The organism is Paenibacillus sp. FSL M7-1455, assembly GCF_038004655.1.
In the GTDB taxonomy this organism is placed as follows: domain Bacteria; phylum Bacillota; class Bacilli; order Paenibacillales; family Paenibacillaceae; genus Paenibacillus_AQ; species Paenibacillus_AQ cookii.
The window spans coordinates 4143965-4156736 of sequence record NZ_JBBORO010000001.1; the positions used below are offsets into that span (position 1 = coordinate 4143965).

Below are 12772 nucleotides of genomic sequence, written 5' to 3' on the forward strand. Positions count from 1 at the left end.
AAGATAATCCCCTCTAATCTTGATTTTCTGCAGCTTTGTCGTAAGCAGTGATTATTTTTTGAACGAGAGAGTGACGGACGACATCCTGCTCGGCGAAATGAACGAAGCCGATCTCCTCGATGCCTTCCAGTATATGTTTCGCCTCGATCAGCCCGGATTTTTTGCCCCGCGGCAGGTCGATTTGCGTCGCGTCGCCGGTGATGACCATTTTCGAGCCAAAGCCGAGACGGGTCAAAAACATTTTCATTTGTTCAGGGGTCGTGTTCTGGGCTTCGTCCAAAATGATGAAGGAGTCGTCCAGCGTACGGCCGCGCATATACGCGAGCGGCGCGATTTCGATCAGTCCTCTTTCGAGCGCTTTGGCCGTCTGCTCCGGGCCCATCACATCGTACAGGGCATCATAAAGCGGACGCAAATACGGGTCAACCTTTTCCTGTAAATCCCCCGGCAGAAATCCGAGGCTTTCTCCCGCCTCGACGGCCGGACGCGTGAGCACGATGCGTTTGACGGCGCCTTCCTTCAAAGCGGCAACGGCCAACACGACCGCCAGATAGGTTTTCCCCGTACCGGCAGGCCCGATTCCGAACACGATGTCCCGCTTGCGGATGGTCGTTACATAGTGCTTCTGGCCGATGGTTTTGACCCGGATCGGCTTGCCGCGAAACGTGGTCGTGATTTCTCCCTTGAACAGATCGAGCAGCTGGTCGGCCCGAAAATCCTTGGCAAGGTCGATGGCATAGGCGACGTCCCGTTCCGAAAGGATATAACCGTTCCGGACGAGCTCAAGCAGAACTTCGAACAGATGCTCGACCACCTGCACGTCCCGCAGTTCCCCGCGGATCGTGATTTCCGCCTCCCGGGAGACGATCTGGGCCGGGATCTGCGCTTCGATCATCTTCAAAAACATATCCTGAGGTCCGAAAATGGACAGGCCTTCGCCTGCACTATGCAATGAAATTTGCGCGCTGTGGTTTTTTTCTGACAAATAGCCTCATTCTCCTTGACTTTGAACTATGGGAAGTTCTTCGGCAATCTTTTCTTCCACCTCAAAAAGCACTTTCATATAAACTTTACCATTCTCTCTCTTCTCATGCAAAATTTTTTGGCTGATGATCTGCGAATCGTTGCCGTATTTCGCCAAAATATCGCGTATTGCCGCTTCAAGCCCCAACTTTTTCGCCTCTTCGGGCTGCAGCGTCTCCTGCGTTTCCGTAACCTCCATGACCTTTTCCGTCATCCAACCGATCGGAAGGGCGATGGAACGCCAAGTGAGCGGATCGCGTTCGGTGAGCGTCTCGGATTTCGCAAACGGCTCTTTCCCGTAACCCCACAGCTGGATGGCGCGGTTTCCGAGGACGAGGTAACTTTTGTCTTTCCTTTCTCCCGTATATATTTTCCGTTTCTGGACGAGCGGTACCTCCAGCTGATATTCATGCCATACGAGGCCTTTCACTTCGCCTTTGGCTACCACGACCTGCGAACGGGCCTCCCCGTCGCCCAAAATGCCGGATATCAGCACTTGTCCTTTTTTGACGCGCGTGTTTTTTTGAACGAGCGGACGCCCCTGCTCGGCATAAATGCTCGTGATCACCGCATCCGACTTGCTCACCAAATGGCGCGGGCTGGCAAGCGGCTCCTTCGCCGGCTTTTCGGCTTCCACGACCTGGATAGTGATCGTCGTTCCTTTTCTTTCCACCCCGATCCAGGACGTTTCAGGCAGCTTGAGGCTGAGCGCGCGCGACAGCTTGTCCGGTTCCTTCAAACGGAAAATCCACTGGTAAGGCCGGACGCCTTCCTCTTTCGCCGCCTTCAAAATATCTTCGGTCGGAATTTTCTCGTTGCCTACCACGTTGATGTTCCATACCAGGGAAGAAAGAACGAACAGCAGCAGGAAAAACGCGCCGATGCCGGCCGCGAAAAATTTACGCTTGTACAGCTTGGCCAAACGGAAAGGCAGACCGATCCGGCGGGCGACATGCATCCTGCAGCCTGTCCGCTTCAGCAAGGGGCGAAGAGCATGAAAATCCCTCAGGAGCAGCTTCATGTCTGCCGTTTGGTTGTTGCTGGCGGGCCGGATATCCCACACGGGAATGCCCGCTTCCGCCAAAGCGTTGATCAAGCGATTGATTCCTTCTCCCCTGACCGTGATCTGTACGCATCCGCGCACGCCGGAAAGTGTAGGTATTTTCATGAGCTCTCCCCCATTCCTGTATATTTTATATTGCGGATGATCCCTTCGATCATGACCTCCTGCGGCAATATCGCCCGGATCATGAGTTCGGCGCCTTCGATTTCGAGCACGCCCTGATTTAAGGAAAGAATCATTTTGTTCTCCGAAAAATGACGCACGCCCTGGTGATTCTCGACGGTCAACTCCTTGTTTCCAACCAGGGTAATCCGCGGCAGGTCAAGCAACACGTCCTGCGGCAAATCCAGCACTTCATTTGTCCATTTCCGCAGCCTGCGGCTGATCCGGGTCATACGAAGGCTTCCCCCTTCCTGTACTTTACAACTTATGCCCGGTCCGGCCGATTTATGAGAGTTTTCAGGCTGTTTCACGGAAACGGACAAGATTCGTACGCATGCACGAAAAAAGCCTTTTCCGCCCCGGATCCGATTGCTGATCGGATGCCGATAAACAGAAAAGGCTTTTTAAATGAAAGGTTTAGGCTCGATGCCCCTAAGGTTTACTTTGGCCCGCCGTAGGGCCGTTTCGACCGGGGCGGACCGAGAATTTCGGCCCAGACCACGCCGTTCCGGGCTTCCTTCGCCAGGCGCGAGACCAACCTCGGCTGTTCCGCCTGCCGGTCTAAAGACGGCGCTGGCTCCGTCTGCTCAATCCGGTCCAGCGAGGCGTTGACCCGATCCAGGTGCATCTGCATGGCCGCATTGGAATCTTCGAGCGTTTCCGGCCGACCGTCCTGCCACATTTCGGACACGCCCTCGCCGGTGTCATCATCCGGGCCGGACGCCTCCGCATGCCGCCGACGCGAAAGGTTCGCGTCGCCCGCGGCAGTTCCGCGGGAATCGGCCGCTTCGCGGGTGCCCGCAGCGTCAGGGGAGCCCGAAAATCCCCTTGGCTCCTTCCGGGCGTCCCTGCGATCCCTGCCGTTGCCTCCGCCGAACGTCGGCATGCCCCGCGGATTTTGTTTTTGCTTGGATTTGCCGCTTTTGCTTAAAGCGGAGACGACCGCAAATAAGATAATCAGGATCCAATAGAAATTTTCCAAGATCCACATGGATGCATCATTCCCTACTTGTTATTTTGGGAGCCGTTCTGATCTCCCTCGCCCAGCTTGCCGAGCGAGCCTCTCATTTGCGTATCCGCCTCGATATTTTTCAGGTTCATGTAATCCATCACGCCGATTTTGCCCGACCGGAGCGCTTCGGCCATCGCCAGCGGAACTTCGGATTCGGATTCGACGACGCGCGCCCTCATCTCGACGACGCGGGCTTTCATTTCCTGCTCCTGCGCAACGGCCATGGCGCGGCGTTCCTCCGCTTTCGCCTGGGCGATGCGCTTATCGGCTTCAGCCTGCTCGGTCTGCAGATAGGCGCCGATGTTTTTGCCTACGTCCACGTCCGCGATATCGATGGACAAAATCTCGAACGCCGTTCCCGCATCCAGCCCCTTGGCAAGCACGGTGCGGGAAATGCTGTCCGGGTTCTCCAGCACGTCCTTATGCGCGTCGCTGGAACCGACGGTCGTTACGATCCCTTCGCCGACGCGGGCAATAATCGTTTCCTCCCCCGCGCCGCCGACAAGGCGGTCGATGTTGGCGCGGACCGTTACACGCGCTTTAACTTTCACTTCGATGCCGTTTTTCGCCACGGCGGCGACGACCGGCGTTTCGATCACGCGCGGGTTGACGCTCATTTGCACGGCCTGCAGCACGTCGCGGCCCGCCAAATCGATCGCTGCCGCACGGGTGAACTCCAGCGGAATGTTCGCGCGCTGCGCGGCGATCAGGGCGTTGACTACCCGGTCTACGTTACCGCCGGCCAGATAGTGGCTTTCCAATTGATTGATATTCAACCCAAGCCCCGCTTTCGTTGCTTTGATCAGCGGATTGACGATCCGGCTTGGCGTTACCCGGCGGAGCCTCATGGCCACCAAGGTGATGATGCTGATGCGGACGCCCGCGGCCAAGGCCGAAATCCACAGCGTAAGCGGAAAGAAGCTGAAAAATACGCTTAATACGATGATTGCCACGACTGCGATCAGCAGAATCGGGATCAAAGAACTTGTCATAACATAGAATCCTCCCATTGTTTTTGCGGTGATCAGGTTTGACACCGCGATTTTCCTGCAGTTACCATGTTACACCATTCGTCGCAAACGAAGGGATTTATTTCGGTTTTACGACAATGCGCGCGCCTTCGACATGAATCACGGTCACGGCGGTATCCGTCGGCACGAACTCCCCTTCCGTCACCACGTCCACCCGTTCGCCGTCGATCAGGACCGTTCCCGCCGGACGCAGCGGCGTGACGCTGACGCCTTCCTTGCCGACCAGAAACTCCCGGGCTTCGGTAGGCACGTATCCCTGTTCTTTGGTCAGGGATTCTTTCAGGATAAAGCGGTTCCAGATGCCGCGCTCTTTGAAGATGAACGCTACGATCACCACGACGATCAAGGCCGCAATGAAGGCGATCCCGAGCGATACCATGGCATGGCTCGTGTCGTAGGCGGCCCGGACCACGCCGGCGACCAGGCTGATGGCGCCCAGCACGCCCAAAATGCCGAAGCTTGGAACGAACATTTCCAAGATCATCAAGATCAGGCCCACGATAAAGAGCAGCCAAGTTTCGTTGCCGGCGAAACCCGCGACGTAATTCCCGAAGAAATACAACACGAAAGCCGCGACTCCGACGATGCCCGGGACGCCGAATCCCGGAACGATCAGTTCGATCACGATGCCGGCGATGCCGAGGAACAGCAAAATCGTCATCACGACGGGATGGGTCAAAAACGCCGCGATTTTTTCGGCGCCCGTACGCTCTACCTGGATCAGGTCATCGTTCGCGTATCCCATCCATGAGACGACCTCCTCCGGCGATGAAGCAATTTTGTCGGCGTATCCGACCTTTAGCGCCTGCTCGCTGGATAATGCGATAATTTCGCCTTTTTCTTTCGTTTCCCCGATCTCCGGCATGTCGACCACCATGTTGATGTCCGCCATGCCAGCCGCGATTTTGGCGTTTCTGCCGCTTGATTCGGCGGCTGCCGCCATTTCCGACTTCCAGGCGGCCACCAGCTTCGGGTCCTCCACCCGTTTGCCCGTGCCGTCCACCATCGCGGCGGCGCCGATCATGCTTCCCGGGGACATCGCGATTTTGTCGGCGTTCAAGGCGATGTAACTTCCGGCGGAAGCTGCATTTCCGCGTATGTATGCAACCGTTTCGATTTTGCTTTCGCGGATCATTTTTCCTATGTTCTGCGCCGTCGATACCAGCCCGCCGGGCGTATTGATATCGAGAACGATCAGCCCCGCATTCATTTTTTCGGCTTCCTTAAATCCGCGTTTCATGAATTTTTCGAGCCCGGTTTCGATTTTTTGGTCCACCGGAATCACGTAAACGGGCGCGATTTTCGCCGATTCGGCCCCTGCCTGGCTCGGAAACGATGCAGCCATTCCCAAAACCAGCATGATTAAAAGAAGCAGCCACCTGTGAAACCTGTTCCCGTATTCGGATCGTTCCAACCAAGTTCCCCCCTTTCACCATGATTATAATATACTGTCCAGCATATGGTACTTATTACGCAGCAGAAGGCTTAACGTTTCAGTTTATGAACAAAAATGCCCGCCAAACCATGGAGTCATAAAGACTGCTCGCGGGATCCGCGGCGCTTTTTCGACCATCGAACGGTCCTTTGCCGCCGGCATCCTCCAAACACGAAAAAACACCCCTTAAAAAAGGGGTGCTTTGCGTTATGTTTTATTGCAGAAATTGCTGAACCACTTGGTTCACAACTTTTCCGTCGGAGCGGCCTTTGACTTTCGGCATTAGCGCGCTCATCACTTTACCCATGTCGGCTTTCGAAGAAGCACCGGTTTCCTGGATGGTCTGCTGTACAATAACTTTTATTTCTTCTTCGGAAAGCTGTGCGGGAAGATACTGACCGATAATCTCAATTTCTGCTTCGACATTTGCTGCAAGATCGTCTCGATCCGCTTTTTTAAATTCTTGGAGGGCATCTTTGCGCTGTTTAATTTCACGACTGAGGATATCAAGCACTTCGTTGTCATCCAAAGTTCTTTTCAAATCTATTTCAAGATTCTTGATCGTTGAACGAACCATTCGAATAGTGGAGAGCTTGAACTTGTCTTTGCTCTTCATCGCTTGTATCATATCTTCGTTCAATCGTTCGCTAAGACTCATGATAGTTCAGTTCCTCCTAAAACTTTCTCTTACGAGCAGCCTCGGACTTTTTCTTGCGCTTTACGCTTGGCTTCTCATAATGCTTGCGTTTCTTCACCTCAGCCAATACACCATCCTTAGCGATGGAACGCTTAAAGCGGCGAAGTGCAGCATCAATAGACTCGTTTTTGCGAACTTTAGTTTCAGACACCAGTTTTCCCTCCCTCCGACCAGACCGTCCAAGAGCAATAACACGGTTCATCAAATTTAATTATAGGTGAAATAGAAATAGGGTGTCAACCTTGACGCCCATTTTTTCAGAAAAACCCTTTCACGCCGCTTTCATCCATCCGCAACCGCAGGCAGCCGGGCATTTCCCCCGCAACAAAAAAACGGCCCGGTCCGGCCGAAACCGAACCTCCATTTGGGGTCAGCCTGCCGGACGGTTCAAGAAACCTTCCGTTTAGGCGTGCGAGTCCGAAATGCCCGTCAAAGCGCCCAATTTGGCCCCTCCGAGCAGATGGTAATGGATGTGGTACACCGCTTGTCCGCTGTCCGGCCCGCAGTTGTTGATGAGACGGTAGCCGGTGTCCGCCACGCCGAGCTCCTTGGCGATCTGCTGCGCCGCCTTGTGCATTTCCGCGACCAGCGGAAGGTCTTCCTCCGCCACGTCGTTCATCGTCGCGATATGTTTTTTCGGAATGATGAGCACATGCACGGGCGCCGCGGGTTGAATGTCCTTGAACGCCAAAATTTGTTCGTTTTCAAAAACCTTTTGGGAAGGAATGCTGCCTTCGACGATTTTGCAAAAGAGACAGTCCATCGTTTTTCGCCTCCGTTATGTATTGTTTGATTTACACCTATCATACCGGATTTTGGGGGAACCCGTCCATCGCAGGCAAAAAATGCCGCCTTCGGCCCTGCAGGTTCCGCGCGGTTCGCTGCTGCCGATGCCTGCCAAAAAAGCCCTCCATCGTGGAGGGCTTTTTTACCCGCGTTCCTTTTGACTGCAGCATTTTTCGGAACGTCGTCCGGCATGAAGCCTCCGTCCAAGCACCTGCTTTGAAACCCGGCCCCTTGAAGCAAGGCATTTTGACTTGAGCTATCCGGATGTATTCCTGGAGCTTAGCCCCCGGCCTGTTTTCAATAAAACGGCAGCAGGGAAAGCGCCGTCAGGGCGAATAGCGGCAACGCCAGGCGCCAAAAACGGCGTCCGTACGGATAACCATAGAAAGGATATCCGAAGCCATAGCCATAGGGAAAATACGGGAAGAACGCCCGGGCTTCCTGTTCGGGAACACGGTAACAGGGATCCCAGCAGTCCGCGTAAGGACTCGCATATCCATGATGGTAAGGCATGTTTTCATGGCCGCGGAACCGCAAGGTACACCTTTTCTTAGTCCACATGCTCGATAAAACCGTCGTGGACGCTTCCGTCCGACATCGTGGCTCTGACATACCGGTACATATGTTTTTTGCATACTTCTTTGGCCTCAAGTTTCTCCACTTTCATGATCCTCCCCAGTCAGCGATTTACAGGATCATCATATTCACGACTGGGCGAACGGCTACTGCCTACGAATAGCGGACAACCAAAAAAATAAAAAAAGAAACCCCCGCACCGAAAACATGCGGAATGTCGTCCGTGTGCCGGAGCAAACGATTCGCGCGAATCCGGAAAGGGGCTTCCAGGAAAAAGAGAAGGTCGGCTTGTCCACAACCGATATTAACAGCCATTCGCAGGAGCCGCTGTGAAATGGATCACTACAGCTGCTCCAGGGCAATTCTGGAGCCTCCGCCGGCCTGGTCGGCCGGGATGACCACAAGCTTGCGCGGAAGGCGGGCCCGCAGCTCCGGAACGTGGCTGATGACGCCCACGGAAAGATGGTCGTTATGCAGCCGCTCCAGCGACGTAATGACCGTCTCGAGCAGCTCCGGGTCCAACGTGCCGAAACCTTCGTCCAGGAAAAAGAATTGAAGCGGATATTGGCCGCGAAGCTGGATTTGGGCCGACAAGGCCAGAGCCAGCGACAACGACGTCAGGAAGGTCTCGCCTCCCGATAACGTGGATACCGGCCTGCGGACGCCTCCGTTCGCGTCGTCCCGGATCAGGAAACCTCCGCCGGAATCGACTTCAAGCGCGTACCGCTGCTTGGTCAAAAACGCCAGGCGCTGGGATGCGGACTGGCTGACCTGCATCAGCTGCTCCTCGGCGATATATTCGACAAAAGCGTTGCCGCGCAGGCAGGATTGCAGTTTGGCAAGCTTTTCGGCCTCATGTTGGCGCTGCATGCGCAGCTTTTCGAGCTCCGTCCAACGGAGGTGACGCTTTTTGACGTCCTCCAGATCGCGCTCGGCCCGCGCCTTCATCCGAAGGGCTTCTTCGTCGGCCTCCCGGGCCGCCGCGAGCTCGCCGCTCACCTGCAGCCACTCTTCTTCCGTCAAGGAGCTGCCCGCCAGCTGCTCTTCGATATGGCGGATCGCCGCCAGCAAATCGCGTTCTCCTTCCCGATGCTGCCTTACCTTCGCGGCAAGCTCTTCGGCCTCCGAAGGAGAGAGGTAAGACTCTTCCACTTCGGCCGCCGTGGCGAACGGGGAATCCTGCAGCAGCGCTTCCCAGCGCCGCCCGGCAGCTTCATGATGCGCCGCGGCCGATTCCGCGGCCTGCTTGGCCATGGCAAAAGCCTTTGCGCTTTCGTGTTTCGCCTGCTCTGCCGATTGTCTCAGCCGCTTCGCCTCGGCAGCCGTTTCCCGCAAAGCTTTCAGTTCGCCCAGGCAGGCCTCCAAAAGGGCTTCGGCCCGACGGTCTCCGATCCAGGCTTGAAGGCGCTCCTCTTTTTCCGCCAGCAGCTCCTCTTTGCCCCGGAGCTCGGCATCGAGCTGAATATGCCGCTTCTCGGCCTCAAGCAAATTCCGTTCGAGCGACTGGACCGCCTGCTTTTTCTCGTCGAGGAACGGCACGCTGCGGCGCAGGCGCTCTTTCACGTCCTCTGCCTCGCGGTCTTTCTGCTGCAGAAGCGACCAACGGCTTTCGACCTCGCCGATCGGCAGCTCCGGCAGTTCCTCCGACCATCTTGCGTTCAGCTCGCCGATCTCGTCCGACAGCTGGTTCACGTTGTCTTCCAGCCGCTTCAGCAAGGCGGCGTCCGCTTCGGCCGCGGCTTCTTGCTTCAGCGCTTGCCGGCGCAGCGTTTCGCGTTTTTCGCTAAGCTCGGACGTCTCTTGTTTTACGCGGAGCAGCGCCGCGCCAAGCGATTCCCGTGCACGTTCCAGTTCGTCTGCGCGCTCGGCCCAGGCGGTAACGGCGGCGAAATCATCTGCGGCTTCAGCCGTCTCCTCTTCCTTTGCAGCCGCGGCGAGAGCCGTGCCAGAGTCTGCCAGGGAAGAGGCGGAAGCGCCCGGAAGGCCTGAAACTTCGTGAATCAGCTGCCGCAGGGCATACCTTACCTCCTGCAGCCGGCTTTTTGCTTCTTGAATCAGCTGCAGCGAATGCTCCTCTTGTGCAGCATCGGCGTCCTCCGCCAAAACGGGCGCCGGATGCTCCAAGGAACCGCATACAGGGCAAGGCCGTCCATCATGCAATTCCGCCGCGAGCGCGGCCGACAGGCTTCGGAGCTGGCGATGCTTCAGCTCCTCCCGGAGCCGATGCTCGGCATGTTCCGCATCGCGCAGCGATTGCTCCGTCTGCCGGCTCGCCTGCTCCGCCTGCGACAGCAGCGAGGACATGCCGGCCGACAACTGCCGTTCGCGCTCCTGCAGCATAACGAGCTCGCGTTCCGCCTGACGCCGCTGCTCGTTTGCCGATGCCGCCTTAGTTTGCTGCTCCCCGTATTCACGGCGGGCTTTCATCAACCGGTCTTCGGCGGAACGGAGCAATTGCCGGAGCTCCAGCGCCTTATGCAGCAAGGAGCGTTCTTGGGCGGTCACTTCCAACTCGCCCAGCTTTTCCTGGAGATCCGCCTGCTTCTGTTCGCCCCGTTTCAACAGCTCCTGCTCCTTGGATAGCAGCTGGCGGAGCTCCAGCATTCCGTCCTGCGCTTCCTTCCGCTGGCGATGGAGCCGCTCGTACAGCGACTTGAGCTCGTCCCTTTCCTTCTGAAGCAGAACTGCCTGCTCCAATTGTTCCTTCCGCTGCAGCAGCTTCGGTTCCCCGGCTGCCAGCGCTTGCTGGGCCGCATCGTCGGATGCGCCGGCCTGCTCCGCTTCCCGCTGCGCCTCGGCGGCCGCCCTTTCCAGCTCCGCCGCAAGCGCCTCTTTTTGCTTCCAATCCTGCAGGCTTTCCCTCCATAAAGCGAGCGACGGCATCATGGACGACGACGCGGCCGATTTCGCCAGCTTTTGTTCGAGCCGCTGCATTTCCGGTTCCAGAGCCTGCAATTGCTCCAGCTTGGCCTGCTTCCGTTCTTTTTCGAGCTGACGCTCGCGGATTTTCCCTTTTTTTTCGGCTTCCGCGTTCAGCTCCTGTAGTTTGTTCCGGGTCGCTCCCGCATGCCTTACGGCCTCGCCCAAACGGTCTTCCGCCGCTTGAAGGGCTTCTTCCCCCGCTTCGCCAAGCCCCTGCTGCTCCGCTTCCACGGCTTTCAGCGCGCCGTCGTTTTCCTTGATCCGGCGGCTCAGCTTCATGCCCAGCTGGTCCCCGTACTGCTCCAGGTGAAAAAGCCGCTGCAGCATTTGCCGGCGTTCGCTGCCTTTCAAGGAAAGAAACTCCGCGAATTTGCCCTGCGGCAGCACGACGGCCCGCGTGAAATCGTCCATTTTCAGTCCGATTCTCTCTTCCACGCAGCGCGTGACTTCGGCCAATTTGTCGGCAACGACTTGCTCGCCTTCCTCCGTGACCTCGATAAACCTGCTGAGCGTGTTGCTGACGGAAAGGTCGCCCGTCCTTTTGAACCTGCGTTCGACCCGGAAGCGCCGCTTGCCTTCGGCGGAAGCCAGTTCGAAACAAAAGGAAACGAACAGGGAATCCTCCGAATGGTTCATGATCCCCTGCGTCCCGTTCGCCGCCCGTTCGACTTTGCCGTACAGGGCGAGGGTCATGGCGTCAAGCAGCGTGGATTTGCCGCTTCCCGTCGGCCCGAAGATGCCGAACAGCCCCATGTCGCATAAATCCTCGAAATCGATCTGCTGCATCTCCCTGTAACTCTGCAGCCCGGACAGCTTCAATTGAATCGGCTTCATTCGGCCTCACCTTCCTTCGCGTTCCCGTCCTCCGCCACGAGCTCGAGAAACAACTGCACCAATTCGTCCTCCGGCTCGGCCCCGCCGGTCTGCCGCTGGTAAAACCTGCGGAACAGCTCGGACACCGGGAGCCCGGAACGTTCCTGCCGAAGCTCTTCCCGCTCCATTTCCGGATAGATCGGACGGATATGTACGAAGCCGTCCCGGCTTCTGCGCAGGCGCTGGATCTCTCCGAGCGACAACGACTCGTTAAGGGATATTTCAAGATCGATAAAAGCGTCGGCATCCCTGCCTTCATCCAGCCACCGGTGCACTTCTTCGAGCCCTCCCTTGGCTTTCCACCGCACAAGCGGGCGGCCGCAGGACAGATGCACCTCCTCCAGCGCAGGCGCGCCTCCAGGCGCAACGTCGATCATCATGACCGACTTGGCCTGACCCGCTTCCGAAAAGCTGTAAGCAAGCGGAGAGCCGCTGTACCGGATGATGCCCTCCCCTTTCACCGCCTGCGGGCGGTGAAGATGACCGAGCGCCGTGTACTGGGCCCCGATCGACAAAGCCGACGGGTCGACCGTATACGCGCCGCCTACCTGGATCGGGCGTTCGGAATCGCATTCCAAGCCGCCCAGCACGTAAATGTGGCTCATGGCCAGATTGACGGTTTCGGGCGTAAACTGTCCGGCAAGCTTCTTCATGAGCGTGCCTACGCGGGCGCTGTACGCCTTGCGCAGCTCTTCTTCCCCGCCTTCCGCCGAAAGCAGTTCGTTCAGCCTGGCTTCGGAAGGATAAGGCAGCGCGGCGATTTTGGCGATTTCCCCCGTCCGGGAAACGCCCACCGTCACCGCCTCGGCCACGGGCAGCCCGATCAGCGTAATCCCCTGGCGCGCCACCAAAGGCGATACCGAAGAAACGCGTTCAGGCTGGTCGTGATTCCCGGAGATGACGACCAAAGGCCGCCCGTTTTCCGTCAGCTTCGCGCAAGCCTCGTAAAAAAGCTGCTCCGCGGCCGCGGGCGGATTGACGGAATCGTAGACGTCTCCCGCCATCAAGATCAAATCCGCCTGCTGCCAATCGGCGATGCGGACGAGCTCGTCCACGAAATTCTCCTGCTCCTTCAGCCTGCTGCGGCCTTCGAGCGTTTTTCCGAAATGCCAGTCCCCGGTATGCAGTATCCGCATGCGGCGTTCTCCCCTTTCCCATGTGCAAAACTTGACATCTATCAAATTGGGCATGC

At 57.2% G+C, this 12772-nt stretch carries 11 protein-coding genes; all 11 read right to left on the reverse strand.

The features are described 5' to 3' along the window. Positions 1–13 precede the first annotated feature (13 nt). Positions 14–985, reverse strand: a complete 972-nt coding sequence (locus tag NYE48_RS19190; RefSeq protein ID WP_036712318.1) for a PhoH family protein — start codon at positions 983–985, stop codon at positions 14–16. A 6-nt stretch (positions 986–991) separates the two neighbouring features. After that, entirely contained in the window at positions 992–2191 is a 1200-nt protein-coding gene (gene yqfD, locus NYE48_RS19195) for a sporulation protein YqfD (RefSeq protein ID WP_340999714.1), read from the reverse strand. After that, positions 2188–2481 (reverse strand): sporulation protein YqfC, encoded by a 294-nt coding sequence (gene yqfC / locus NYE48_RS19200; RefSeq protein WP_212947212.1) that lies wholly within the window; start codon positions 2479–2481, stop codon positions 2188–2190. The genes yqfD and yqfC overlap by 4 nt, the downstream gene beginning before the upstream one ends. Before the next feature lie 206 nt (positions 2482–2687). Further along, positions 2688–3239: a hypothetical protein gene (locus NYE48_RS19205; RefSeq protein ID WP_340999715.1), complete on the reverse strand. Its 552-nt coding sequence runs from the start codon at positions 3237–3239 to the stop codon at positions 2688–2690. Positions 3240–3253: 14 nt separating this feature from the next. Further along, the gene (gene floA / locus NYE48_RS19210; protein ID WP_212947214.1) at positions 3254–4252 is read right to left on the reverse strand and encodes a flotillin-like protein FloA; all 999 of its coding nucleotides are present in this window, start codon (positions 4250–4252) and stop codon (positions 3254–3256) included. Between the two features lie 97 nt (positions 4253–4349). Then, a complete protein-coding gene (locus tag NYE48_RS19215; RefSeq protein WP_373316193.1) occupies positions 4350–5636 on the reverse strand; it encodes an NfeD family protein in 1287 nt (428 codons plus the stop codon). Positions 5637–5940: 304 nt separating this feature from the next. Further along, complete coding sequence (locus NYE48_RS19220; RefSeq protein ID WP_036712327.1) at positions 5941–6384, reverse strand: GatB/YqeY domain-containing protein; 444 nt, start codon at positions 6382–6384, stop codon at positions 5941–5943. 16 nt (positions 6385–6400) lie between these two features. After that, entirely contained in the window at positions 6401–6574 is a 174-nt protein-coding gene (gene rpsU / locus NYE48_RS19225) for a 30S ribosomal protein S21 (RefSeq protein ID WP_036712328.1), read from the reverse strand. 252 nt (positions 6575–6826) lie between these two features. Beyond that, positions 6827–7186 (reverse strand): histidine triad nucleotide-binding protein, encoded by a 360-nt coding sequence (locus tag NYE48_RS19230; protein WP_036712330.1) that lies wholly within the window; start codon positions 7184–7186, stop codon positions 6827–6829. A 941-nt stretch (positions 7187–8127) separates the two neighbouring features. Next, a complete protein-coding gene (locus NYE48_RS19235; RefSeq protein WP_340999716.1) occupies positions 8128–11541 on the reverse strand; it encodes an SMC family ATPase in 3414 nt (1137 codons plus the stop codon). After that, entirely contained in the window at positions 11538–12716 is a 1179-nt protein-coding gene (locus NYE48_RS19240) for an exonuclease SbcCD subunit D (protein WP_340999717.1), read from the reverse strand. The genes NYE48_RS19235 and NYE48_RS19240 overlap by 4 nt, the downstream gene beginning before the upstream one ends. Between the last annotated feature and the right edge of the window lie 56 nt (positions 12717–12772).